This window comes from Musicola keenii, assembly GCF_014855505.1.
Taxonomy (GTDB): domain Bacteria; phylum Pseudomonadota; class Gammaproteobacteria; order Enterobacterales; family Enterobacteriaceae; genus Musicola; species Musicola paradisiaca.
This window is the reverse complement of record NZ_JAAWVW010000004.1, coordinates 20,664-47,155: the sequence shown is the minus strand read 5'-3', so window position 1 is coordinate 47,155 and position 26,492 is coordinate 20,664. Positions and strand designations below refer to the sequence as shown.

At 55.9% G+C, this 26,492-nt stretch carries 20 protein-coding genes; 6 read left to right on the top strand and 14 right to left on the bottom strand.

Features of this window, described 5'->3' with window-relative positions; genetic code table 11:
- Window positions 1–5 precede the first annotated feature (5 nt).
- The gene (locus tag HEP82_RS05335) at window positions 6–740 is read right to left on the bottom strand and encodes an IclR family transcriptional regulator (protein ID WP_192457144.1); all 735 of its coding nucleotides are present in this window, start codon (window positions 738–740) and stop codon (window positions 6–8) included.
- A gap of 235 nt (window positions 741–975) precedes the next feature.
- On the opposite strand from HEP82_RS05335, the gene HEP82_RS05330 reads away from it, so the two are divergent.
- Complete coding sequence (locus tag HEP82_RS05330) at window positions 976–2,364, top strand: NAD-dependent succinate-semialdehyde dehydrogenase (protein ID WP_192457143.1); 1,389 nt, start codon at window positions 976–978, stop codon at window positions 2,362–2,364.
- A gap of 116 nt (window positions 2,365–2,480) precedes the next feature.
- Here HEP82_RS05330 and HEP82_RS05325 read toward each other — a convergent pair whose 3' ends face one another.
- The gene (locus tag HEP82_RS05325) at window positions 2,481–3,488 is read right to left on the bottom strand and encodes a diguanylate cyclase (protein ID WP_407938274.1); all 1,008 of its coding nucleotides are present in this window, start codon (window positions 3,486–3,488) and stop codon (window positions 2,481–2,483) included.
- A 275-nt stretch (window positions 3,489–3,763) separates the two neighbouring features.
- Entirely contained in the window at window positions 3,764–6,721 is a 2,958-nt protein-coding gene (locus HEP82_RS05320; protein ID WP_192457141.1) for a ligand-binding sensor domain-containing diguanylate cyclase, read from the bottom strand.
- Between the two features lie 423 nt (window positions 6,722–7,144).
- Between HEP82_RS05320 and HEP82_RS05315 the strand changes: the two genes are divergently transcribed.
- Window positions 7,145–7,681: a gluconokinase gene (locus HEP82_RS05315; RefSeq protein WP_225622340.1), complete on the top strand. Its 537-nt coding sequence runs from the start codon at window positions 7,145–7,147 to the stop codon at window positions 7,679–7,681.
- Window positions 7,678–9,483, top strand: coding sequence for a phosphogluconate dehydratase (gene edd, locus HEP82_RS05310; RefSeq protein WP_192457140.1), 1,806 nt, complete (start codon window positions 7,678–7,680; stop codon window positions 9,481–9,483). Before HEP82_RS05315 ends, edd begins: the two co-directional genes overlap by 4 nt.
- 197 nt (window positions 9,484–9,680) lie before the next feature.
- Here the strand turns inward: edd and HEP82_RS05305 are convergent, their stop codons facing one another.
- From HEP82_RS05305 to HEP82_RS05290, 4 genes are all read right to left on the bottom strand, one after another.
- Entirely contained in the window at window positions 9,681–10,514 is an 834-nt protein-coding gene (locus HEP82_RS05305; RefSeq protein ID WP_192457139.1) for a PRD domain-containing protein, read from the bottom strand.
- A 29-nt stretch (window positions 10,515–10,543) separates the two neighbouring features.
- Window positions 10,544–12,007, bottom strand: a complete 1,464-nt coding sequence (locus HEP82_RS05300) for a glycoside hydrolase family 1 protein (RefSeq protein ID WP_192457138.1) — start codon at window positions 12,005–12,007, stop codon at window positions 10,544–10,546.
- Complete coding sequence (locus HEP82_RS05295; protein ID WP_192457137.1) at window positions 12,007–13,854, bottom strand: beta-glucoside-specific PTS transporter subunit IIABC; 1,848 nt, start codon at window positions 13,852–13,854, stop codon at window positions 12,007–12,009. Before HEP82_RS05295 ends, HEP82_RS05300 begins: the two co-directional genes overlap by 1 nt.
- Window positions 13,855–14,133: 279 nt before the next feature.
- Window positions 14,134–15,573: a sensor domain-containing diguanylate cyclase gene (locus HEP82_RS05290; RefSeq protein ID WP_192457136.1), complete on the bottom strand. Its 1,440-nt coding sequence runs from the start codon at window positions 15,571–15,573 to the stop codon at window positions 14,134–14,136.
- A gap of 417 nt (window positions 15,574–15,990) precedes the next feature.
- Between HEP82_RS05290 and HEP82_RS05285 the strand changes: the two genes are divergently transcribed.
- The gene (locus HEP82_RS05285; protein WP_243061604.1) at window positions 15,991–17,205 is read left to right on the top strand and encodes an MFS transporter; all 1,215 of its coding nucleotides are present in this window, start codon (window positions 15,991–15,993) and stop codon (window positions 17,203–17,205) included.
- A 199-nt stretch (window positions 17,206–17,404) separates the two neighbouring features.
- Entirely contained in the window at window positions 17,405–18,679 is a 1,275-nt protein-coding gene (locus HEP82_RS05280; RefSeq protein WP_192457135.1) for a Glu/Leu/Phe/Val family dehydrogenase, read from the top strand.
- A gap of 109 nt (window positions 18,680–18,788) precedes the next feature.
- On the opposite strand, the gene HEP82_RS05275 is transcribed toward HEP82_RS05280, so the two are convergent.
- The 5 genes from HEP82_RS05275 to cfa all read right to left on the bottom strand — a co-directional run bounded on the left by HEP82_RS05275 (window position 18,789) and on the right by cfa (window position 24,244).
- Window positions 18,789–19,685, bottom strand: coding sequence for a LysR family transcriptional regulator (locus tag HEP82_RS05275; RefSeq protein ID WP_192457134.1), 897 nt, complete (start codon window positions 19,683–19,685; stop codon window positions 18,789–18,791).
- 406 nt (window positions 19,686–20,091) lie between these two features.
- A complete protein-coding gene (locus HEP82_RS05270) occupies window positions 20,092–20,796 on the bottom strand; it encodes a LutC/YkgG family protein (protein WP_192457325.1) in 705 nt (234 codons plus the stop codon).
- Window positions 20,796–22,217 carry a LutB/LldF family L-lactate oxidation iron-sulfur protein gene (locus tag HEP82_RS05265; RefSeq protein ID WP_192457133.1) on the bottom strand — a complete coding sequence of 474 codons (1,422 nt, stop codon included), beginning with the start codon at window positions 22,215–22,217 and terminating at the stop codon, window positions 20,796–20,798. The genes HEP82_RS05270 and HEP82_RS05265 overlap by 1 nt, the downstream gene beginning before the upstream one ends.
- Before the next feature lie 11 nt (window positions 22,218–22,228).
- The gene (locus HEP82_RS05260) at window positions 22,229–22,948 is read right to left on the bottom strand and encodes a (Fe-S)-binding protein (RefSeq protein WP_192457132.1); all 720 of its coding nucleotides are present in this window, start codon (window positions 22,946–22,948) and stop codon (window positions 22,229–22,231) included.
- 147 nt (window positions 22,949–23,095) lie between these two features.
- The gene (cfa, locus tag HEP82_RS05255) at window positions 23,096–24,244 is read right to left on the bottom strand and encodes a cyclopropane fatty acyl phospholipid synthase (protein ID WP_192457131.1); all 1,149 of its coding nucleotides are present in this window, start codon (window positions 24,242–24,244) and stop codon (window positions 23,096–23,098) included.
- A gap of 260 nt (window positions 24,245–24,504) precedes the next feature.
- Here cfa and HEP82_RS05250 point away from each other — a divergent pair, with 260 nt between their 5' ends.
- Window positions 24,505–25,359: a helix-turn-helix domain-containing protein gene (locus tag HEP82_RS05250; protein ID WP_192457130.1), complete on the top strand. Its 855-nt coding sequence runs from the start codon at window positions 24,505–24,507 to the stop codon at window positions 25,357–25,359.
- Here HEP82_RS05250 and HEP82_RS05245 read toward each other — a convergent pair.
- On the bottom strand, window positions 25,313–26,008 hold the full coding sequence (locus tag HEP82_RS05245) for a CidB/LrgB family autolysis modulator (RefSeq protein WP_192457129.1): 696 nt from the start codon (window positions 26,006–26,008) through the stop codon (window positions 25,313–25,315). The genes HEP82_RS05250 and HEP82_RS05245 overlap by 47 nt on opposite strands.
- Window positions 25,998–26,414: a CidA/LrgA family protein gene (locus tag HEP82_RS05240; RefSeq protein WP_192457128.1), complete on the bottom strand. Its 417-nt coding sequence runs from the start codon at window positions 26,412–26,414 to the stop codon at window positions 25,998–26,000. Before HEP82_RS05240 ends, HEP82_RS05245 begins: the two co-directional genes overlap by 11 nt.
- Window positions 26,415–26,492: the final 78 nt, after the last annotated feature.

The window sequence follows — 26,492 nt, the reverse complement described above, 5'->3', positions numbered from 1 at the left end:
GGCCGTTAGCCCGCCAGGAGTCTGCGGCAGGCTTCCCGCGTGTTTTCCAGCGCTTCCCGGATAGCCGGCAGCCGCGCCTCGAAACGGTAGGACGGGACGACGACGGAAATGGCGTGTGTCTGTTTGCCTGGAATCACTAACGGAATACCGATCGCACAGACGCCTTCGGCATGTTCCTGACGATCAATCGCGACGCCGGTTGTGCGGATTTGGCGAATTTCCTCCAACAACGGGTCGATGCCGGTGATGGTATTTTCCGTCAACGCCGACAAGTCATTGTTCACCAACCGGATGATCTCCTCATCGGTCATCAGCGACAGCATGGCCTTGCCGTTCGCCATCGCATACATCGGTTTTAGCCGGTCATACACCGGCACGACCCTGACGGCCTGATCGCAAATAATGCGATCGAGAAAAAGCACCTCCCGGCCGTGAAAAGTGGAAATATCGACGGTTTCCCGTGTGCTTTCAAATAGCTTCTCCAACGGGTGCCGCAAACGCGCCGCTACGTTGGAATAGGCGTTCTGGGCCAGTTCACTGATGCCCCAACCTAGCCTGACGCCGCAAACGCCGGTTTCCACCAGATTCTCCTCTGCCAGCGTATCGATAATGCGCTGAACGGTGGAGCGGGGAAGACCGGCCTGCCGCGCCAGATCACCAAGGCTCATCCCTTGACTGCCCAGTAATCGCAGTATTTTTACGGCCTTCGAGATAACCTGAATACCCCCTGATTTTTGCATGACTCATCGGTCCTGTATCGTATGGTGGTTAAACTTGTATTGCATTTTGGGTGGCGTATGATGCTAGTCATCTTTGACACCATTGGCAACGTCAAGGATGCCGGTCCGATCGCAATGGTTGCGATGGTATATACAATGGTCTTGCCCGGTATGACAGACTGTCCCCTCGGGTTTGGGCTCCTTATTTTGCGGGAGGCCGCCTGCTGTATGCCGGGATTTATTCACGGAGGTCATCATGGGATATGCAACAACAAATCCATACACCGGAGAACAGATAAAGACTTTCCCCAATGCTACGGATAGCGAAGTTGCTGAATCAATAACCAATGCGCACAATGCGTTTTTGTCCTGGCGGCAAACCGGGTTTGCCGAACGTGGCGCCATCTTGCAGAAGGCTGCCGATATCCTGCGACAAAACGCGGACGAGTTTGCCCGATTCTTGACGCTGGAGATGGGCAAATTGTTGTCTGAAGCACGTGCCGAGGTGGAATTGTCGGCGCAGATTTTCGAATACTATGTCCACAATGCTGAGCGGTTGCTGGCGCCGGAGGCGCTTCCCACCGCGGATAAGCACGCCACATCACACATTGTCCATGAACCTCTCGGTGTGCTGCTGGCGATTGAGCCCTGGAACTTCCCCTACTATCAGATCGCCCGCATTATTGCGCCGCAGCTGTCGGCGGGTAACACCATTCTGCTCAAGCATGCGTCCAACGTGCCGCAAAGCGCCGCCCGTTTTGAACGGCTGATGGCGGATGCCGGCCTGCCGGCCGGTTGCTTCAAAAACCTGTACGCGACACGCCAGCAGATTGAGACCATCCTGCATGATCCGCGTGTGCATGGGGTTGCACTGACCGGTTCCGAAGCCGCAGGCGCGATTGTCGCCCAACAGGCGGCGGCGGCGTTGAAGAAGTCCACACTGGAACTGGGCGGCGCCGATGCGTTCGTGGTGCTGGCGGATGCAGATCTGGAAAAAACGGCGAAATGGGCAGTATTCGGCCGTCACTGGAATGCCGGTCAGGTTTGCGTATCGTCCAAGCGGATGATCATCGTCGATAAAATCTATGACGCCTTTCTGGAACGCTATACCCAGGGTGTTGCCGCTCTGCGTACCGGCGACCCGATGAGTGAGGAAACCACGCTGGCGCCGTTGTCCTCTCAGGCCGCGGCGGATGAAGTGAAGGAAAAAATTCAACTGGCGGTGCAGCATGGCGCCACTGCGGTAGAGGTGGGGCCGAAAGTGCCGGAGCGAGGCGCATTCGTACAACCGACCATTCTGACCAACGTGACGTCGGATAACCCGGCCTACCATATGGAATTTTTTGGGCCGGTTTCCATGCTGTTCCGCGCTAAAGATGAAGATGATGCGGTACGTATCGCCAACGATTCGCCCTTTGGTCTGGGCGGTTCGGTGTTTACCGGCAACCCCGCGCACGGTGCTGAAGTGGCGTCGCGTTTGTCCACCGGTATGGTCTATGTCAACCATCCGACCCGGGTTAAAGCGGATTTGCCGTTCGGCGGGATCCGTCGCTCCGGCTATGGTCGGGAATTAACCTGGCTCGGTATTAAAGAGTTCGTTAACCACAAACTGATCTCGGTGGTGGATATCGATACCGGCTTCTAAGTTGACTGCGTCACACCTATCAGGCATCCGTCATCGGGTGCCTGATTTATTTCGTCTGTCGCGCGTTATCACTTGGCAAGCGGATAAGGGATACTGGCATTGATGGGCGCGGCTGATTACGCCGCAGACTCGTGCTCCATCATATGGAAGCGGTTTTTGCCGCTCTTTTTAGCGGCGTAGAGCGCTTGATCCGCGTTATTCAGCCAACTTTGCGGGGTGGCGGCGTGTTCGGCTCTGGCGATGCCGATACTGATGGTGCAACAGAAGGACGGGTCGGCGGGCAGGCGAATGGTCGCCACTTTGGCATGAAGTTGGTGAGCCGTCATCGTGACGATTTTATCCGTGCTGTTTTGGATAATGATCCCTAACTCATCACCGCCGAATCTGGCGGGCACATCATATTTCCCGGCGATGGTGCGCAATACCACGGAAATTTCGGTCAGCAGGTAATCCCCCGCTTCATGGCCGTAACTGTCATTGACATACTTGAAATGGTCAACATCAATCAGCATCAGGTATGCATGGCTTTCACCGCGTTGTGTCCGCAGAAACTCCTTGTCGAGGCGCTGTTCGAACAACCGCCGATTGGGAATGCTGAGGTAGGGATCCATCAGGGTTATACGTTCCAGTTCCCGGCTTTTTTCACGCAGCCGTGCCGCCAACTGATAAGACACCACGCTGAGCGTGATCATGTAAATGGTGGATAGCGGCAGCGTCAACCAGAGCGTGCGTTCAGACAATATCGTGTAATGCTCGAAGCGCAGCAATGTCCAGACCAGGATAAAGGAAACGAAAGAGGCGACGGTCGACATACGCAGCAGCTTCCACCCCCCGGCGGCGTAGCGGTCGGCGATCAGAATAGAGATGATGATCGCCGATGGAAGCGGGCATACCCCCATCAAGGCGACCCAGGCACCGCCGAAAGCGGTATCCAGCGTCATATTAATAAATTCGGCTTTTACCGGATCCCGTGCGTGCGAAGAAACGGCATAGGCAATATGCGGCCAGACGAAAGCATTGAGCACCAGCAGCAAGAACAGCGGCCAACTGCGGGATAATTCATACAGTACGGAAGCGATGGGGAAAAAGCACAGAAACGTGCCGAGCTGACGCATAAGAAACATGCGCCGGATGAAGCGGAAAGCCCGTAGCTTCAAATGATCTGTATCAGGAGAGTAGTACGGTAGCGTTTGCACGTTTCGGCCCGAAATAATATCGCTTGGGTATATAGTACCCCAGATAATTTCCGTTAATAAGGTTGTTATACAAATCTATTACGGCGACGGGTTTCTCGTGTCGTGCCTGGTGTGCGCGGGTTGAGAAAAGGGCCGGAAACGGTGCGTCCCCGGCCCAGAGGACGCCGGGGCGACGTCGTTACCCAGTCCGACGCGCAGTCGCGTCAGATGTGGAAATGATCGGCAGCGATAGGGTTTCTATCTGACCAGCACACCACCTTGTTTCTGCCGCTTTGTTTGGCGAGATATAACGCATGATCGGCTTGTCTTATCAGCTCTTGGCTGTCTTTGGCGGTGAATGAATCACACAGCCCGAAACTGGCTGTCACGCTCAACCCGTCGGCGATGGTCTGATAGTCGGCTTTAGTCAGCGCCAGTCGCAGCGATTCGCATACTACCGCTGCCTGTTCGACCGCCATCCGGGGAAACAGCAAGGTAAACTCCTCGCCGCCCCAGCGGGCGATCAACATCGCATCCTGATGAAAATTTCGCAGGATATCGGCAATGGTTTGCAACACTTTGTCGCCGACTACATGCGACCAGCGGTCGTTGATTTGTTTGAAATGGTCAATGTCGAAGATAGCCAGCGTTAATGGGTAATCGTGACGTTGTGAGTCTTCAAAACAGCGTATCAACTGTTCGTCGAATACCCGGCGGTTATCCAGTTTGGTCAGTTGATCTTCTCTGGCCTGGCGTTCAAACGCCTCAGCCTGCTCCTGCAATGCCAGCGTTTTAACGGCGACCAGATCACGTAAGCGCGCCTCGTTACGGCGGGCCAGGCCCAGCCGCCAGCGGAACAACAGCAACAACGTCAGTAACAGCGTCAGCGCCAGCAGCCCCTGGAAGGAAGAACGTTGCCAGATAAAGGACTCAATACGCAGATTGACGACGGTGTCGGCACCGTTCCACTCGCCATAAGGGTAACTGGCGGTCACGCGGAAGCGGTAGACGCCCGGCGGCAGGTTGGTGTATTCCGCCGACGTATCATTACCCCTGTCGATCCATTGCGGATCGAAACCTTCCAGCCGGGTGCGATAGAGAATACGGGTGGGGAGCACATAGCCCAGCCCCGAATAGTTGATGCGGATGCGAGTGGTTCCGGCGGGGAACACGAGGCCATCGTGCTCACGAGTGGGTTTGTGGTTGCCGTCGACGGATTCGATCACCGCCGTCAGTCGTGTTTTGCCGAAATCAGACAAACTTTCAGGATGCACCATTGCCGCACCTCTGGCGGTGGCTATCCAAATGCTGCCGTTCTGGTCGACGGTGGCGGCAGGTGTCGAACCGCCGTTGGCCTGCGCGCTGACCATACCGTCGCTTTCACCGAAGTGTTGCTGAGTGGTGAGTTTCCGCTTCTTGCCTTCCACCACATCCCGGGCATCATCCTGGCGTATGCGTATCATGCCGCGGTTAGAGCTTAGCCAGAAATACCCCAAATGATCAGGCGTGACTTGAAACAGCTTGTCGATGGGAAGGCCGGCTTTGCGTCCAACCATGCCGATGGCGCCATCCCGAAAGCGGTAACGAATGAGACCACGATCGGTCGTCATCCACATATAGCCGGGTTCACTGTAGAAACCGAAGACATACTCCGCGTTGTCCATACCGGAAATATCGATTTTGTGGAACTTGCCGTCGCTGAAAACAGAAACGCCGATACCGGTTCCGACCCAAATGCGATGCTGTTCATCTTCCTGCAATGCCATGATGAAGCCGGCGGGCAGACCATCATCGGCGGTATAATTACGTATCGTGCCGTCAGTGCGCCATACGCTGAGCCCTGACGCCGTGCCGATCCACAGGTTTTGTTGGCTGTCGGTGATGATTGAACGTATTTCGTTGCTGGGCAGACCGTCGTTTTGCCGTAATACGGCGGTGAGCTGCCCGTTTTTCCAGCGTAATAGGCCATCGGTATAGGTACCAATCCACACGCTACCGTCCCTGGCTTCCCCCAAGCTAAGTACCGATGGTTGAGTGTGTTCGCTCCAGTTGATTTGCTCAACCCGGCTATTATTGATGCGGTTCAGGCCGGTGCTGCTGCCGACCCACAGGCTACCATCGGAATGCGCCATCACTGTGCGGATGTAGTCGCCGTTCAGGCCCTGACGGGTACCGATAGTGATAAACGGCGCCCGCCGCAGGCGAAGCAACCCTGAGTTGGTGCCAATCCAGATGCTCTGCTCTCGATCCTGCAACATCACCTGTACGCGGTTACGAATAATGCCGCTATCGATGTTGAGCTGCTCAAGCCCCGCCGGGCTGAGCCGGAAGATGCCGTGGTTGATGGTGCCGAACCAGATATCCTGTTGGTTATCCTGCAACATGGCGGACACCACTTCACCGGCTAATGCGGGATGCAACAGCGTGAAATTCTGACCGTCGCGTTTCCATACGCCTTTTTCGGTGCCGACCAACAGTGTGCCGTCGCGGGTGACGAGCAGGCTGAACACGCGAACTTGCGGTAAACCGCTGGCAAATGGAACCAGCGTGGCTTTATGGTCGATCACCTGATAAAGGCCATTGTCAGTAGCGACCCAAACCGTGCCGTTATCGTCTTCCACGATTTTGTAGGCGGTGACGTTATCGATAATTTGCTGATCTTGCGCGGCGCTTTTTTCAGCGGTGGGACGGAAGATGACGCCTCTCCCTGGCATGGTCATCCACAGGTTTCCGGCCTGGTCACGCATGACGGAATTGATCATGGTGGGCGCGGGCGCATAGGGTTGCCAGATGTCGTTCTGGTACGATGACAGCCCGCCGCGAGCGCCTGCCACCAATAGACCGCCGTCCGGCTCCGCGATCAGCGCTTGAATACCCGAATCGGGCAATCCGGTTTCGGCGCCGCGTTCAAACAAGCGGAAACTCTGGCCGTTATAGCGGGCAAAGCCTTCCCAAGTGCCAAACCACAGATATCCTTCCCGTGTTTGTGCGATAGCGTTAATGCTGTTGTGTGGCAGGCCGTCTTTTGTCGACCAGGTTTCAAAGAAATACTCACTAAGCGGAATACGGGCATTTTGTGCCCATGCCGTCCCGCTGGGAAACATTACCAGACCATAAAATAGTGTCAGACCATAAAACAGAATGCGTGTGTAAGCAGCGAAAATGCCAATTCGTTTATACATAGTTATTATCAACGTAAAAATTAATTATCCTGGTGGCATCTGGGCGGCGTCGCGAATAATCACGGGACTCAGCTTTAAGATTGTAAAGCGATAATTACCGAATTGCGTAGTATCTCAGCGTAATTCTACACATGAAATTTGATAAACCGGTTTTATCCCTCCAGAAGATAACGCGTCGCCCGATGTGATGAAATAACCGTGCGCCAGCCTCCTTCTTCCCGGCCTCTTCTTCTGTCTATAACGCCATCCTATGTGTTGCCTATAAACATGCGGCTATTGATGCTTAGCACATGGTTTGAATGACATGCTGATTTGCGGCATTTGTCACAAATTTGATTGTTACCGGTAACATGTTACCGGTAACGTGGTAAAGTCGTCGGTAGTGACGAAAGTAATGAAAATTTTTGAGACCGAGGCCAAATCATGACGGGACGTAGCTTTATTCTGATGGGGGTGTCCAGTACCGGAAAATCCTCAGTGGGCGCCGCGCTGGCTAAAGCGTTGTCGGCAAAATTTATTGATGGCGACGATTTGCATCCGCGCAACAACATTCTAAAAATGGCCAGTAAACAGCCACTGAATGATGAGGATCGCGCCCCCTGGTTAGAACGTATCCGTGATGCGTCATTCAGTCTCGAACAGAAAAACGAAACCGGCATCATCGTTTGTTCCGCGTTGAAAAAGAAATATCGCGATCAGATCCGCGAAGGTAATCAGCGTGTCATTTTTCTGCATCTGGCCGGAGATTTTGAACTGGTACGGCAGCGGATGCAGGCGCGTAACGGCCATTTCATGCCGGTAGAATTGCTGAAAAGCCAGTTCGATACGCTGGAAGCGCCGCTGGCGGAGGAAACCGATGTGGTGAACATTGATATCGCCGGTTCGTTTGACGACGTGGTGGCACGCTGCCTTAAGGCCATCGAACGTCTGTCCGAGCGGCATCTGGAGGTGGTGTCATGAATCTTATGATTGAACAGGTTGCTCGCCGGATTGCCGAACGTAGCCGCCAGACCCGCGACCGCTATCTGACGCGAATGCGCACGCAGGGTGCGAACGGTAAAACCCGTAAGCAGCTCTCCTGCGGCAATCTGGCGCATACCGTCGCCGCCTGCTCTTCGTCGCAAAAGAGCGCCATTCTCGATTTCACTCGCGCCAATGTCGGCATCATCACCGCCTACAACGATATGCTGAGCGCGCATCAGCCGTATGGCAACTACCCGGATCAGATCAAAGCGGTACTGGCGGAACTGGGGCACAGCGCCCAGATTGCCGGCGGTGTGCCTGCCATGTGCGACGGGATTTCGCAAGGGCAGGACGGCATGGATCTGTCGCTGTTTTCCCGCGATGCCATCGCACAGGCGACGGCGATCTCTCTGAGTCACAATACATTTGATGCGACGTTGTTGCTCGGCGTGTGTGACAAGATTGCCCCCGGCCAACTGATGGGGGCATTGTCGTTCGGCCATCTGCCGACCGCATTTGTGCCGTCCGGCCCGATGTCGACCGGGATCAGCAACGACGAAAAAGTGAAGGTCAGACAGCAATATGCGGCGGGGCAGGTCGGGAAAGACGCCCTGTTGCAGATGGAATGCGATGCCTATCACTCGCCGGGCACCTGCACTTTCTACGGCACGGCCAATACCAACCAACTGGTGTTTGAAGCCATGGGGTTGATGCTGCCGGGAGCATCGTTTGTTGCGCCGAATACGCCGCTGCGTGCGGCGCTGACGCGCATGATCACCGAACAGGTCGCGGCGCAGGCGCAGAACGGCACGCAGTATCGCCCGCTGTATCAGGTGGTGGATGAAAAAGCGATCGTCAACGGTCTGGTGGCGCTGCTGGCGTCGGGCGGTAGCACCAATCACTCGATCCATCTGGTGGCGGTAGCAGCGGCCGCGGGGTTCATTCTGACCTGGGACGACCTGGACGCGCTGTCGCAGGGGGTGCCGTTATTGGCGAGGATGTACCCGAACGGCCCGGCGGATATCAATGAATTCCAGCAGGCCGGCGGCGTGCCGGCGTTGATGAGCGCACTGGCGGATCGCGGTTTGCTGCATATGGATGCGACACCGGTCTTTGGCGTGATGGCGGACTACCTGAAAACGCCGCAACTGGAGAACGGACAAGTGATTTATCGTCCTGCCGGCGCATCAACCAACCCGAGCGTGATTGCCGCTGCGGGCGCCTGTTTTAGCCAGCAAGGCGGCTTGAAAGTGGTATCGGGCAATCTGGGGCGTGGCGTGATCAAAATCAGCGCGGTCGCGCCGGAGCACCATTTCATCGAGGCGCCGGTACGGGTGTTTTCGTCGCAGCATGATGTGGAAAAAGCCTACCAGGCTAACGAATTTACTCAGGATGTGGTGATCGTGGTGCGCTATAACGGCCCGGCGGCGAACGGGATGCCGGAACTGCATACATTGATGCCGATTCTCGGCAACCTGATGAAAGCCGGGTTGAAGGTGGCGTTGGTGACGGATGGCCGCCTGTCCGGCGCCTCCGGCAAGGTGCCGGCGGTGATCCACCTCTCGCCGGAAGCGCAGCGCGGCGGGCCGCTGGCGCGTCTGCGTGACGGTGATCGGGTGCGGGTTGACGCCGCCAGTGGGCGGATGGATGTGTTGACGGATATCAGCCAACGGGATAACGCGGTTATCGATCTGACGCGCGAGCATGCCGGGTCTGGTCGGGAGCTGTTTTCTGTTTTCCGGCAAGCGGTGTCGTCGGCAGAGCAGGGGGCGACCATCTTCAACTATCTGGGTTCCTGAACATCGGTCATGACGGGGATAACGTCATGCCATGCGCTCAAGCCTAAGCCATCGGGTCGTGATACACGGGAAAAAGAAGGGGGCGGTTCGCCATGGGAGCCTCGCCCGACGATGTCCCGCACGCCCGATTTTTTAACGGATAGGCCTTGAAGGATAACAGCCTCTTGTGGGGGGCAGGCGCTGGTTTGTCGGCGCTATTAGGGGCTCGTCGCGAGTCGACTGATATGAATCGTCAGGTAGGTCAGTTCATCGTTCGGCAGGCTGATGGCGTATTTTTCCTGAATATAGTCCCGGATGGCCCAGGACACTTTCATCGCATCGGGGCGATGTTTCAGGAATTCCTGATAAAAATCCTCGTTGTTGTCGGCAACGGTTTTGCCGGTGAGCACCCGTTCGGCGAAATAGCGCAGATGGGTAATAAAACGCATGTAGTTGACCGAGTGGGTATCCAGATCCCGGTTCAGACGATAGCGAACGATCTCGGCGATACGGTTGACCAGTTCCACCTGTTGATGGGCGCTGGCGCTCTCTTCGCTGCTTTGCGCGTTGATGAAATGAAAAGCGATGTTGACGGCTTCGTCATCCGGCAAATGGATGGCGAAGCGTTCGCCGATCAGGTCTCTGGCCTGTAGGCTGATCGCGTATTCTGTGGGGTAGTAGCGTTGGATTTCCCAACTGAGCTTGTTGGCGAATCGGTTGCCGCTGCGGGCTTCCTCCACCGCGAAGTAGAGATGCTCCGCCAGCGTGAACAACAGGATGGCGTTCAGTTTGCGTGTGTACTGCGGCTGCGCCAGTGCGATGATGTCGTGCGTAACATCGAAAAAGGCCGCAGGGATGGTGTCGACCAGCGAAAGAAAATGCCTTGATTTCGGGTTTTCGAGCGGAATGAACACCTGCTCGACCTGCGCCATGTCGATCGGCGTGCCGGGTTTGGTGCCAAACCCGATGCCTTTGCCGAACAGGATCATCTCCTGATGGTTGTTATCGACAAGCAACATACTGTTATTCAAGGATTTCTTGACTATTATCACCGTATTCACCTGCGGCTGTGTGCAGCGGTTTACGTCAGATCTGCACCATTGGTGGCAATCACCTTCTGGTACCAGTAAAACGAATCCTTTCTCAGCCGGTTGAGCGTACCCTGGCCTTCATCATCCTGATCGACATAGATAAAACCGTATCGTTTCGACATTTGCGAGGTGCCCGCACTGATAATGTCAATCGGCCCCCAGCTTGTAAAGCCCATCAGATCGACACCCAGATGTACCGCGTCCCGCATCTGTTCAAAGTGGGCGCGAAAATAGTCGATGCGATACGGATCGTGGATTTTCCCCGCCTCGACCGTATCCCGAGCACCGAATCCATTTTCCACGATAAACAACGGTTTGCGATAACGGTCGTACAGTTCCAGCAGCGAGATTTTCAACCCGACAGGGTCTATTTGCCAACCCCATTCAGAGGCGGGCAGATACGGGTTTTTCACCCCCAGGACGGTATTGCCTGCGGTGCGTTCTGCATCGGCCTCGGTGGATTCCGTCAGCGACATATAGTAACTGAATGAAACGAAATCGACCGTATGCTGCTTGAGGATCTCCAGGTCGCCCGGCTGCATCTCAATATGGATGCCGCGCAGTTCGAGATTGCGTAAGATCAGCGGCGGATATTCGCCGAATACCTGTACGTCGGCGTAGAAATGGTTTTCCAGATTTTTGTGCAGCGTCGCTTCCACGTCTTCCGGACGGCAGGTGCGGGGGTAGGTGGTCAGTTTGGTCAGCATGCAGCCGACCTGGCTACCCGGAATTTTCGCGTGGCAATCGCGCGTGACCAGCGCCGAGGCGACGAACTGGTGGTGCAGCCCCTGGTAAATATCCTGTTTCGCTTTACCCGGTTGGGATTTCTCCTCGCGGATCCCGGCGGTGGTGAACGGGTGACGGTGGATGCTGTCGATTTCGTTGAAGGTCAGCCAGTAACGCACCTGATGCTGGTAGCGGTCGAAACAGACATTGCAGAAACGCACGAAGGCGTCCACCACCTTGCGATGTACCCAGCCGTTGTATTTCTCGCTCAGCGCCAGCGGCATTTCGTAATGAGACAGTGTGACCAGCGGTTCAATCTTCAGGCGCCGCATTTCGCGGAACAGGTTTTCATAGAAGATTAAACCGGCTTCGTTAGGCTCCAAGTCTTCGCCGGTAGGGAAAATACGTGACCAGGCGATCGACACCCGCAGCACTTTGAACCCCATTTCGGCGAACAGCGCCAGATCTTCCTGGTAGTGGTGATAAAAATCGATGCCGCGCCGCTTGGGGTACTGCCCATCGTTGAGGCCGTTGAGGGCATCGGCAATGTTTTCATCCGTGACCGACATATGGCCGGCGTAATTCTTGACGTCCAGATTCGACTTATACGCGATGGCATCGGCCACGGACGGCCCTTTGCCGCCCTGATTCCATGCGCCTTCGGCCTGGTTGGCGGCAATGGCGCCGCCCCACAGAAAGTTATCCGGAAATGCCGCAGGTTTTTCCATTACACAGACTCCTTTACAGTCATGATGATTTGACGGTTGCTGATAGAGGTTTCAGCCGTTTCGGCGTTGACATGGAAGCGACCGCTATTAGTGACCACCATCATGATCACCGGGTCGTAGCCGGCGTTGACGACCGCTTCCAGATCGAACTCCACCAGTACGTCGCCGGTGTTGACCGCCTGACCGGCGGCGACTTTAGGATGAAAATAACGACCGCACAGTTTGATGGTGTCGATACCGATATGAAAAATCAGTTCCGTGCCGGTATGGGTCAGCATGCTGACCGCGTGGCCGGTCTCGAATACGTTGGCGATGGTACCGGCGGCGGGGGCATAGAGTACGCCGTGGGACGGAATAATGGCGACGCCATCCCCCATGATGCCGGTTGAAAATACCTCGTCGTTGACCTCGCTAAGTGGGATCACTTTGCCGTCGGCCGGGCTGTTGAAACCCAGATCGATCATGCTGGTGGTCTCGGCCGACGGTGTGGCTGCTGTGGTCTCGGGTTGGCTGTCCTGCCAGAGCAGCAAGGCGGTGATGAAGGCGATGCCGAAGGAGATACCTGCACCGACGAAGGCGTAGACGATATTCAGTTTATTGTCCGGCGAGATGAACATCGAGATACTGGCCAGCCCCGGCCCCACCAGGGCAAACGCATCGATCGCCATCCAGCCGATGAACGCGCCGCCGATAATGCTGCCGGTCATCACGCTGTAGAGCGCTTTTTTATTCAACAACGTGACCCCGTACAGTGCGGGCTCCGTAATGCCGAACAGGGCGGAGATCGCGGCGGACAGCGCGGTGGATTTCAGTGTTTTATCCTTAGTTTTTAAGGCAATGGCGAAGCAGGAGCCGGATTCGGCAATATTGTGCGCCAGCGAAGCGGGCAAATAGAGCATCTCGCGCCCGAACTGGCTCATGGAGGAGACGGCATACGGAATCATCGGTTTATGCATGCCGGAAGCCACCATGAACGGCAACACGGCAGCCAGCAGCGCCGTAGCGACAAACCCCAGTTTGCTGTAAAGAAACAGGATGACGGTAGCCAAACCGCTGCCCAACTGGTAGCCGAGCGGCCCGAGAATCAACAGTGTCACCGGTACCGTTACCAGCAGCGAGAGCATCGGCGACAAGAAGATGCGCACCGCACCGGGCGAATAGCGGTTAAACACTTTCTCGGTCTGGGCGTAGAACAAGACGCAGAGAATGGCCGGGAACACCTGCGAGGCGTAGGCGATGTTTTTTAGGTCGAACCCGATGAACACCGCGCCGTCTGCCAACTGCTTGGTCATAGCCGGGAGCACCAGCGCGGCGACGGCGGACACCGCGACCAACACGTTGACTTTCAGCTTCGTCGCCGTGGTGATCGCCACCAGAATCGGCAGGAAGAACAAGGGTGCGGAGCCGATATTATCCAGAATCTTATAGGTAGCGCTGTTGCGGCTCAGCCAACCGACCAGATCCAACAGCAGCAGCAGAGACTTGAGCACCCCGCCGCCGGCGATGGCTGGAATCAACGGCTGAAAGATGCTGATGACGAAGTCCACCACCAGCGCCAGTCGGCCTGAAGCGTTCGGTGGCGTATTGCCCGTGGCCGCCGGTTGGTCGCCGGCCAGTGCGCGCACGGCTTCATACACCTTGATCACGTCGTTGCCGATGATCACCTGGCACTGTACGTTCAGTCTTACGCCCAGCACCCCCGGCAATTTTTCCAGTTCGGCGACCTTGACCCGAGCGTTGTCGTTCAGGCTCAGACGCAATCGCGTCGAACAGTGCTCAATGTGCGTAATATTTTCCAGCCCACCCACCAGTTGGATGATGTCTTGCGCCGTCTTTTGAAGATTCATCGGAGGGATCCCCTTCTCGGAGCCAAAAAAAAACCTGAAGCCGCTATCTCTCCTAGAGAGAAGCTGACTTCAGGTCTTGCCTGCATTACCAGTTACACGCCTTATAGTTTCATGTACTCCTGACTTCGTACCAAAGTCAAAGCGGTCGCGTTTTTTTCGGCGATAAATGTGATGGCGGTTGTAACTGACGCTTAGCCGGCGGTATTTCTTCCCCCGGTGCGCCGATTTAGGCGATACCGTTTCTTGGCATCCGATGGGGCGACACCGCTTCTTTCGCGTTTAATCGGCCATGATCGCCCGATCTCGCCCCTGGCGCTTGGCCTGGTACAGCGCTTTGTCGGCGCGCTGCACCAGATGGTCGATGCTCTCGCCCGAATGGGACTCCGCCACACCGCAACTGAGGGTGATATCGATGACCTGATGCCGGTGCGATACCAGCGCAAAACGGACGGCCTGACGTATCTTCTCGGCGATTTGATGAGCCTGATGCAGCGAGCAATCCCCCAGCAGTACCACGAACTCTTCGCCGCCCCAGCGGCAGGCGAAGTCCGTTTTGCGAATCGCGCGTTTTATCAGCGAGGCGGCGCGCACCAGCACCCGATCGCCGATGTTGTGTCCGTACTTATCGTTGATTTTTTTGAAGTGATCCAAATCAATCAGAATGATGGAAAAGGTGTGGTGCTGCGCCGATTGCTTCATGCGCAGCGTCCGGAATATGTATTCAAATGCCTGTCGGTTCATCAGGCCGGTCAGTTTATCGGTGGTTGCCATCAGCTCAAGCCGCCGCTGGTAAGCGCCGATAGTTAACCAGAGCAATATCAACATGGTGACACTGACCAGAATACTGAGACCGGTGTTTTTCAGCAGCATGAGCCACAATCGTTGGTCGTGCGGATTGCTGCTTTGTTCCACCATCAGTTTCCAGCCAAACTCCGGAATGATACGGGTGTTCAGAAAGATATTGTCATCATCCAATCGGTACTGATAGTTACCGCCGGGCGCCGTCAATATTTGTGTCGCTAGCTGCTGTAATCCCGGTTGCCGATGAATGTTCAGTTCGCGACGAAATGTTTTACTGTGCAGCATGACATCGCCGTTTTCACCGATAAAGTAGATGGTGCGGTTGTAGCGTTGTTCGTAAGTTTCAATCAGTTGAGTCACCCGCTGTACCGGCAAGCCGACGCCGGTGACGCCGATAAAATTACCGTTGTAGTCGAACACCTTGTAGTTGATGAAAATATCCATCCGGGTGCGATTTTCCGGATCGGTATGGATTTCAATGTCGTAAGGGTCGCTACTTTGCGCATTCCTGATGTCGAAAAACCACTGGTCTTCCGGTGATTGCTCGGAAAGCGTGTGGTTTATCCTATCCGGATCGTAATAGCGGCGGGTGTTATTGGAAACAAAAAAGGAAACCACCGTGTTAAAGCGGCGGTCTATCTCTCTGAGATAGCGAATCATCGCTTGTGGATCCGTTTCATTCGCCAGCACCCAGTCTTTGACGAAGGTGTCGTGCGCCATCAGCGATGAAATGAAAATAGGGTTGAGCAGGTCGCGCTGGATTTCGGAGTAGATATTGTCGCTGGTGAGCGGCAGCGAGTTTTCTGAAATCTCATCGAATAGCGAGTGGCGGGCAACCTGATAACTGCTCCAACTGATCACCAGAAATGCGCTTAGCAACATACAGGAAAACAGGATGGCGGCCCGTTTTCTATTCATCCAATAGATCTGGGAAGTTTGAGAAAAGGACAACCTGGTCTCCTCTGATTGACGTCTACCGACAATACATTGATGCAAACGCGACATGGTAATGAAGTTAGCCTATAACGCCAACAACTGCTTGCTCTCGGTCTTGACGGCCAATTCCCTGTCCATGTCGGTAGCGCGGCGCGCCATTCCAGCATTCCACCGACGGCTTCCGACGTTACCCTGCTCCGCTGCCTGCCGCGTTTTTTGATGGCATACGTCACGCTCATATCGCTTTTTTTCATCTGACAGCGAGAAATTAACTCGTTCGTCACAGCACTTTCTATCTGTTTTAATTGAAAAAAATGTCGGGGCAGCGTTGAAAAGTTTCCGACGAGTCATGTTTGGGAAGCGTTACCGGTTCTTGGGAGCGCGTAGCGGGAGTGTGTGGTGAGTCAGTCTTATTCAGATGTGGGGGTGCAGGTCGTCAATGATCGCCCGACATTGTTAGCCATCGTGATGATTGGCGTGGCGCAAATACTGGTGTGGGGGGGATCCTTCTTCGTGCTGTCCGTACTGGCCCGGCCGATTATGGCGGAGACCGGATGGGGACGTCAGTGGGTGTATGGCTCTCTGTCGATCGGGATTCTGGTGTCCGGTCTGGTGATGCCCCGGTGCGGCAGGTACATCTCTCGCCATGGCGGCCGCGACATGCTGGCCTGGAGCGGCATAGTCACGGCGCTTGGCATGTTACTGATGGCGTATTCCACCACACTGCCGATGTTCATCGGTGCCTGGGTGGTGCTGGGCGTAGCAATGGCGATGGGGTTGTACGACGCGCTGTATGCCACGCTGGGCGACTGTTACGGCAAACAGGCGAAACACGCCATTACGCTGATCACGCTGATTTCCGGTTTTTGCACTACGGTAGCCTGGCCGCTGCTGGCGTTCGGCGTTGCCCACTGGGGATGGCGACATACCTGCGTGTTGTGGGCCGTCCTGTTGGTCGCTGTTGTCTGGCCGGTTTATCGCAGTACCTTGCCTGTTGCTCGCCAGGCGCGTGCCAATGCCGCGCACTCGCAGACCGTCGCCGTTACCGTTGATCGTCGGTTGTACCTGCTGTTGGCCAATATCTTCATGCTTTCAGCGGTGACAATGACCGTTATGTCAGTACAACTGATTGATATTCTTCAAGATGAAGGGCTAAGCCTTGCCGCAGCGATTGGCATAAGCGCGCTAATCGGGCCGAGCCAGGTGGCGGTGCGGGTGCTGGATATGGTGGCGCGCATTCGTCATCCGGTTTGGTCGCTGCTGTTTTCCGTCACGCTGGTGTTACTTGGCGTGGTGTTTATCGCCGTATTCCCGGCGCATGCCGCATTGGCGGTGGTGGTATACGGCGCCGGCAATGGGATGCGCGCCATTGTGCGCGGCACCTTGCCGTTGGTCATTCTGCGCCCTGAAGAGTTTGCCGTGGTGATGGGGAACATCGCCCGACCGTCGTTGATCGGGCAGGCGATGACGCCGTTACTCAGCGGTTATCTGTTTGAGTTCGGCGGTGCCCGCAGTGTGTTGCTGGCGGTGACGGTGCTGTCGCTGGTGAATGTGACGCTGACCGGGTTGTTGATCGTCAGGCTGAAGCGGCAGGGCAGGATGACGGCATCCTGATTTTCATGGCATATGTGAGCGCCATCCTGTTTGCATCGGCGCTATTTGGCATGATTTCTTACCGCGGCATCGGTTGGCGCGGTGGGGCATCGCCGTAAGATTTTCGGGTTGTGGTGGAATAACCGCCCGCTGCGGTTATACATAATGAAGTGATACCGTCGAGAAGTTCCAGATCATTGATTGATACAGGATCGTTATTATGTCTCAGCTTTCTTATGTCAGTGAAAATGCGACAACAGCATGGAAAACCTACCTGGCGCAGATTGATCGCGTTGCTCCCTATCTGGGGGAGCTGTCGCCGTGGATTGATACGCTGCGTCATCCCAAACGTGCGTTGATTGTGGATATTCCCATTGTGATGGACGATGGCTCCATCCGGCATTTTGAAGGGTTTCGTGTGCAACACAATCTATCGCGCGGGCCGGGCAAAGGGGGCATTCGTTATCACCCCGACGTAGACCTGAACGAAGTGATGGCGCTGTCCGCTTGGATGACTATCAAGTCCGCCGCGCTCAATCTGCCATTCGGCGGCGCCAAAGGCGGTATTCGGGTCGATCCGTCGTCGCTCTCCGAAAGCGAACTGGAAAGGTTGACCCGGCGCTACACCAGTGAGATTGGGTTGATTATCGGCCCACAGCAGGATATTCCGGCGCCGGATGTAGGCACCAATGCCAAAGTCATGGCCTGGGTGATGGATACCTATTCCATGAATATGGGCACGACGGTGACTGGCGTGGTCACGGGTAAACCGGTGCATCTCGGTGGGTCGCTAGGGCGTGTGAAGGCCACCGGGCGCGGTGTGTTTGTCACCGGTGCTGAAGTGGCCAGGCAGTTGGGGATCGAGGTGGCGGGCCTGCGGGTGGCGGTGCAGGGGTTTGGCAATGTGGGTAGCGAAGCGGCTTTGCTGTTCGCTCAATCCGGCGCTCATATTGTCAGTGTGCAGGATCACACCGGTACCCTGTATAACCGCGACGGCATTGAAGTTGAACAACTGGTGGAATGGCAAAAAACGCACCGGGGTATTGCCGGTTTCCCCGGCGCGGAGGCCATTGAGGGCGACCGCTTTTGGGATATCGACATGGATATTCTCATTCCAGCGGCGCTGGAGGGGCAAATCACCGCCGATATCGCGCAACGCCTGAGCTGCCGGTTAGTGCTGGAGGGCGCCAACGGGCCGACCTATCCGGAAGCCGACGACATCCTGACGCAGCGCGGCATCACGGTGGTTCCTGACGTCATTTGTAACGCCGGCGGGGTGACGGTCAGCTATTTTGAATGGGTGCAGGATATCGCCAGTTATTTCTGGACTGAAGATGAAATCAATGCCCGCATGGATAAAATTATGCGTGATGCGATCACACATGTCTGGAATAAAGCCAAAGAGAAAGATTGTACGTTAAGAACCGCTGCTTATATTGTGGCCTGTGAGCGTATTCTGACGGCAAGAAAAGAGCGCGGCATTTATCCCGGTTGATGCCTTAAAATATAAGATAATATGATTTTAAAATCGCTTTCTGAATATCAGGAAGCGATTTTTTATTTGTCGGTGTCGGTATTTTTATGCCGGGGAATAATACGTTTTTTTAAGGTTCGCTGCGTAAGATGGTATTAAAGTTACAGCAATCCTGCGCCAGCATAATAATAGACGAAACCAGTTCGCTGCGAACATCCGCTTTATACATGGCAACATAGGTTGTGAGTGGTAATGTGGGGAAAATATCCAGTTCCACCAGTTTTCCCATCGTCACCAACTGTTGCAGACAGTGACGGGGAAAATAACCGACGCCCAGACCGGAAATGGTTAGCGCCATCAGTGCGACAATACTGTTGCTGATGAGTTTATCCGCCGGTTTAAAACCGATCGATTTAAACCAACGGTGGTAAAGCAGACCGGAGCCAGATTTATCGATCAACAGTTTATGTTTGCCCAGTTCGTGCAACTGAATGGGCTGAGTGTGGTCGAGCAACCCTGGTTTGCACATCCAGACGTTTTCAACCTGGCCGACAGGCTGCGAAGCGAAACGGGCTTCAGCGAATGCGTCGGGCACAATCATCAGATCGATATCGTCGGTGAACAGCTTTTCCCGGAGGTTAAGGCTCATATCGACGTCAGGCTCAACCGTCACCCGGGGATAGTTGCGCTGGATCAGCGCGATCAGCCGGGGTAGCCAGGTCATTGCCGTCAACTCCGTCACCCCGATACGGATGGTACGTTCGATAACGTGCGGCGAGCTGATTTGCTCCAGCGAAGCAGTTCGCATATCCAGCATTCTTTTGGCCAGAATCATCATCTCTTCGCCTTTTTCCGTCAGACGAGAGGTGCGCTGATGCCGGTCGAATAAATCGACATCCAATAAACTTTCTAATTCATGTATGCGTTTGGATATAGCGGATTGGGTGGTATGCAACTTTATTGCGGCAGGTAAAAAGCCGCCTAACTGGGCGACCCAATAAAGTGCTTCGAGTTGCTTGAACGTCATGTGTTACGCCGGGGTGAGCAAAATTACCGGCTATTAGATGCCTTTTTATCATTGAAGGCAATATACCCGGGCTACTTTATATTACAGAGGCGTCGGTTGTGTTTGTTTACTCGAATCATTTAGTGGAATAAGCGCATCGGAATTCACTCTCTTGCCGCTTTTTTGTCACTGAAGTTATTTAAGAATGGGAGGTTGATTTTGCCTGATTGTTAATTAATTTAATTTTTTAACCGAACGATAGTTTATTCATAAAAGGCGTGAATGAAATAATACCCAGCTTATTTTCCTGTAAATATACCCGTCATACTTCAGGTCGCAGGGGGTGGCCCTTAGGGTTGTCCGTGACGACGCAGGCGAGCGAGATGGGCGGCGTCTTCGTCATCACGAGAGGCCGCCCATCGCTCGCTTATGACGCCGGCGTGTCATCAATGATCAGGTAAGCCGCGTTGAGCGGGCCATGAACTCCGACAACCTTGATGAGTTCGATATCGGCGGTGGAACTGGGGCCGCCGATCAGATTGATGCAGGAGGGCAGGCGTTCTCCCTGCCGAACCAACTGGCGTAATGCCTGCGCCAGCTGGGCGACGCGCGGCAGCAGCGTGCTTTTGCGCACGACGAAAATCGTCGACTCCGGCAACAGGCTGATGGCGCGCCCTTGCTGCGGTGAGGAAAACAGCACCACGCCGCCGGATTCGACCAGACCGTACCGGGCGTAAACCACGCCGACTTTGGCCTGCTCCGCCAGCCGCAGATTTTCGTCGCCCAGATGCGCGTCCCAACAGTGGGCCTGGCAGGCCTGCCGCAGGCGATCGGTAATCCCGAGCGTTTGCAGCTGCGGGTCGCCGCTGACCACCACCGGCGCATGGCCGTAACGGTCGCACAGGCGGACGGCGGCATCGGCGGCGTCGGCTTCATGGGTCAGCTCACAATGCGCCAGCATCACGCCGGAAGCGTAGTCGATAAAAGCGTCGCATCGCTGTTGCGGCGTCAGATCCGTCAGCCGCGTTCCGGCGTAGTCGTGCGTCGGCGCGGGCAGCGGCGTCGGTGCCAGGCGCAGATCGCGACCAAGCTGGCGGGCGATCGTCGCCAGAAATTTATCGCGGTTTTCCATCATTGCTGCTCCTGTTTCTGATGCTTTTTGAACCAACTGCGGAAGCTTTCGCCGTCCGGCTGGGGTAAATCGCGCGCCTCCGTCCATTCACCGATAGCGCCGAGGTTGAACGGTGTTTTCCCCTTTCGTATCAGCCAGTGGGCGGCATGGGCACCGGCCACCATGCCGACTTTCCATATCCCCGGATGGCTATTGGCGTAAGTAAACAGCCGCATGATGAGCCGCTCGGTACCCGGCGTCATGCTGTTTTCCGCCAGCACGCGCCGGTGTTGCAGAATCAACCCGGAGAGTGGAATGCGTACCGGGCAAACATCGTCGCAGGCGGTACACAGCGAGCAGGCGTAAGGCAGCGATTTGAAGTCCTCATAACCGCCCAACAACGGCGAGAGAACGGCGCCGATCGGCCCTGGATAGATGGAGCCGTAGCCGTGCCCGCCGATATGGCGGTAAGCCGGGCAGGTGTTGATGCAGGCGCCGCAGCGGATGCAGCGCAGCACGTCGTGGAAGGCCGACCCCAGAATTTTCGAGCGGCCGTTGTCGACGATGACCAGATGAAATTCCTGCGGGCCGTCCACGTCGTCGGCGTCGCGCGGGCCGGTGAGCCAGGTATTGTAGCCGGTCAGGCGTGCGCCGACTGCGCTGCGCGCCAGCATGGCCAGCAGAATATCCAGCTCTTCAAAAGTGGGGACGACGCGCTCCATGCCCATGACGGCGATATGGGTGCGGGGCAGGGTGGTACACAATCTGGCGTTGCCTTCGTTGCTGACCAGACTGACCGAGCCGGTCTCCGCCACGGCGAAATTACAGCCGGTCACGCCGACTTCCGCGCTGAGAAATTCCTGACGGATGGTGTGACGGATGAAGCGCGTCATCGCCTCCGGCGTTTCCGGGCCGTCATAGCCCAGTTTTTCTTGCAAGACCCGGCGGATTTGATGCCGATCCTTATGGATGGCGGGCACCACCACATGGGAAGGCGCATCCTCGTCCAGCTGCAGGATGTACTCCCCCAAATCGGTTTCGATCACCTGAATCCCGGCTTGTTGCAGAACGGCATTCATGCCGATCTCCTCCGTCACCATGGATTTGGATTTCACCACTTTACGGGCGTTTTTCTTCTGCGCCACTTGCAGGATGTAGCGGGTGGCGTCTTCACGGGTTTGGGCGAAGAAGACCTTGCCGCCGTTGGCCGTCACCTGCTCCGCCAACTGGAACAGGTAGGCGTCCAGATTGTCGAGTACGTGGGCGCGAATCTGTGCCGCGCGCGTGCGCCAGTCGTCCCAGTGGCCCAGTTCATCCACCATTTTCTGCCGGTTAGCGCCGATGCGCTCCTGAGCATTGGCGACCGCCGGACGCATGATGTCGTCGGCGATCTGCTGGCGGATACGTTTTCGAAACGGCACATCGCTGGTTTTGAGGTACATATGTTATCTCCTTAGCGGCTCATCAGGACGTCGGCAATATGCATCACCTTGACCGCATGGCCTTCGCGGCGCAGGCGGCCTTCGATATTGATCAGACAACTGATATCCGCGCCGATCAGGTAATCCGGTGCGGCCGTCATGATGTGTGCCGCTTTTTCTTTCACCATCTCACCGGAGATTTCCGCCATTTTGACGGAAAAGGTGCCGCCAAAGCCGCAGCAGGTCTCCTGGGCGTGAAACGGCAGCAATTCCAGATCGCGGACATTGTGCAATAGCGTGAGGGGTTCATCGCGCACGCCCAATTTGCGAAACAGGCTGCACGACGGGTGATAGACCGCTTTCCCCGGCAGCCGGGCGCCGACGTCGGCGATGCCCAGCCGGTTGACGATGAAGGAGGTGAGATCGTACATGCGGGCGGCGACCCGGTCGGCACGGGCGGCCCAGTCGGGCTCGTCCGCCAGCCAATGGGCGTAGTGGCGAATGGCGTTGGTGCAGGAACCGGCGGGGGAGATGATCGGGTCGTCATTCTCCTCCAGTGCGGCGATCAGCGTTTTCATTCCCGGCGTGGCCTGCTGGATATAACCGCTGTTGAGGGCGGGCTGCCCGCAGCATCCCTGTTTTTCCGGGAAATGTACCTGACAACCGAGCTGCTCCAGCAGCAGCACGGTGTTTTGCGCCATCCGCGATTTCAAGGCATCGCCAAGGCAGGTGACAAAGACATTCACATTCATTGGGTTCTCTCTTTCAAATAAAACGGCCCGACCTTCAACCGAAACGGTGGAGAGGAGCGACGCGGGCCGATGATGTTTTAGGGTACGGAGCCTATGCTGGCCCCTGGCGTCGGTGCGGCGGATCTGTTGATGACCAGACCGTCGCCGTTAGCGCGGTACTCGCAATCCATTGTCGACTCCTCGGCTGAACACCACCTGCCACAGTTGGATGTCACGGGCGCGAAAAGCGCCGGCGCAGGCATTGAGGTAGTAGGTGAACATGCGTTTGAAGCGTTCGGAATAATTGCCGGCCAGGTGCGGCCAGGCGTTAAGAAAACGCGCATACCAGGCCATGAGCGTTTTGTCGTAATCGGCACCAAAGTTATGCCAATCCTCCATCACGAAGTGTTTTTCACTGGTGTCGGCGATCTGTTTGATGGAAGGCAGGCAGCCGTTGGGGAAAATATATTTATTGATCCAGGGGTCGACATTGCGTGCTGTTTTATTGGCCCCAATGGTGTGCAGCAGAAATAAGCCTCCAGGTTTGAGGCAACGGTCGACTACCTCGAAATAGGCGGCGTAATTTTTAGGGCCGACATGTTCAAACATGCCGACGGAGACGATGCGGTCATATTGCTGGCGCAAGTCGCGGTAATCTTGCAACAGCACCTGAATATCCAGTCCATCGTGGTGAGATTCGATAAACGCTTTCTGTTCAGCCGAGATGGTGACGCCGTGTACCCTGACGTTGTAGTGCCGTGCGGCATAGGCCGCCAGCCCGCCCCAGCCACAGCCGATATCCAGCAGCGTCATTCCTGGCCGCAGTTGCAGTTTCTGGCAAATCATCGCCAGTTTGGCCTGCTGGGCGGCAGCAAGATCATCGGCCTGTTGCCAGTAACCACAGGAATATTGCATGTATGAATCGAGCATGCGGCAAAACAAGTCATTGCCCAGATCGTAATGTTCTTTTCCCACTTGCCAGGCGCGCTTTCTGGATTGCAGATTCACCAGCCGCGCCACGGCGATGCGCAAAATATCCGTGAGCCGGGTCGGCAACTTTTCATCCAGATGGGCGTTTAATATCCGGTGGAAAAACATATCCAGCCGATCGCATTCCCACCAGCCGTCCATATAGCTTTCACCCAACCCAATAGAACCCTGTTGTAATACCCGTTTGAAAAACATCGGATTTTTTACCCGGATATCCCAGGGGTTCGTGCCATTGATCGTGATATCTGCCTGGCTGAGCATATCGTTGGCTATTCGGATCCATTCATTGTTACGGTCATCGTCCGTGACGATGCATACATTACTCATGATATCTCCGTGGTATTGGCGATGAGTGAAACGGTTGGTGGTACTCGACATTTTCCCGGATACAAGCCGGCATGATCGCTAATGACACTATTAACACTTTGATTTAAAGCGAATTTTTATGCCATGGCGTGCTACCGTCCTTGATGATGAGCGATTCTCTCTGGTGACTGGGAAAATGGAGAATGACGTATTATTGGGTAAATCGCCTTGTCCTGTTTTACTATATAAAGACAAGTTTCATTGATTAGAGGACAAGTGTGATGCCGTCTTTATCCGCACCAGCGCTGATGCCCGCACCGGCGCCATTCTCACTGCCGCGTTCGGTCTATTTCCGGACTTATCCGTTGACGAAAGGAACGCAGGTGGCGCAGCACCAGCACCCGTTTGTCGAGTTTCTGTATGCGCGCGAAGGCGGTATGCGTATGGAGATTGAAGGGAAGACGCTGATCGTGCCGGTGCTTTACGGCGTCTGGATCCCGGCCAATGTGCCGCACCAGATTCTGGCGACCAGCAATGTACTGCTGGAGAGTCTGTATGTTGAACCGGAGTATGCCGCGATTGACCATGGCAGCAGCAAGGTGGTGGTGATCAGCGATTTCGTGCGGGAATTTATCCACTACGCCACGGAGCACATACCAGAACAATACGACGAGGCCGGGGATGACGGCAAAATGGTCGATGTGCTGACGGCGTTGTTGCGACAGTTACCCGACGCGGGTTTCTCGTTACCGTGGCCGGAGTCCGTCGTGTTGGTGCGGGTCTGCCGCGATATCCAGCAAGCGCCGGATGCCGCGCACGGTATTGAGGCGTGGGCGGCCCGTACCGGGATGTCGGTACGGACTTTTTCCCGCCGTTTCAGGAAGGAAACCGGCGTGTCGTTCAGCGAATGGAAGAAGCGTCTGCGGCTGTTGGAGTCGATCATCATGTTGAAAGATAACCGCAGTGTCACCCAGGTGGCGCTGGATCTCGGTTATTCCAGCACCGCGTCGTTTACCTTTGCCTTCCGCCAGATGTTCGGCGTACCGCCGACGCGCTATCAGTCTGCAGCCCACCAGCGTGCGACGCCGACTAGCTCGCCACCGCCAGCAACAGTGGGAACAGCAACGGCGCGATAAGCGAGGTGATGATCCCGCAAATCACCAGCGCCAGCGAGCTGAAGGCGCCTTCTTCGTAGTCCAGCTCGGCGCAGCGGGCGGTGCCAAGCGCATGCGCGGCGGTGCCTATCGCCAACCCGCGCGAGGCTTTGGTGTGGATACGCATCAGGTTCAGCAGGCTGTGCCCGAAAACGGCGCCGAGGATCCCGGCGAAAATGACGCATACCGCGCTGATGGCCGGAATGCCGCCGATGCTGCCGCCGACCGCCATGGCGATCGGCGTGGTCACGGACTTCGGCAGAATGGAAGCGGCGATAGCGGGCGACGCGCCCAGCCGCAGGGCAATCCAGGTACCGGTCGCCATAGCGACCACGCTACCGAGAAAGCAGATGGAAATGATCGATTTCCAACGCATGCGGATCTGATGCAACTGTTCATACAGCGGGAACGCCAGCGCCACCACCGCAGGTTGCAGCAGGCTGTTCAGCGCCTGGCTGCCGTTGAAATAACGGGCGTAGGGAATGTGGCTGACCAGCAGGAAGGCAATCAGCACCAGCATGGAGATCAGCAGTGGATTGAACAGCGGCGTATTCAGCCGCTGCGCCAGACGACGTACCGCAAAGTACACCAATAATGTCAGTGGCAGCGACCACCAGATATCATGCCACATGATCGGCTCCTTTCTTTGGTTTGGCCGGTTGCCGGGATGACGTGCGGCCATGAATGAGGTGTGAGCACCCGCTTACTGTGACGAGCACGATCAGCGTACTGACGGTGCAGGAGATCACCACCGGCCCGAACTGGGTGCGCAGCAGGTCGGCGTACTGCATCACACCGACGCCAATCGGCACGAACAATAGCGCCATGTAGCGAATCAGTATATGGCACCCCGGTTTGGCCCACTGCACCGGTACCCACTGGGTGGCGAGCAGCAAAAACAGGATCAGCATGCCGATGATGCTTCCCGGGAGGCTGATGTGAAGGAGGGCGGCAATGCCGCTGCCGAGGTACAGACAGGCGTAAATCAGGATGAACGCCCGGGCCTGATGCCAGAAACCGTTGATGGACATACGCATGGAAGTTTGCCACTGAGTTAAATTGAGATTTGCCGAGAGGGCGCGGCGTCATGTCGGCTGAACTCTCTGCCTGACGAG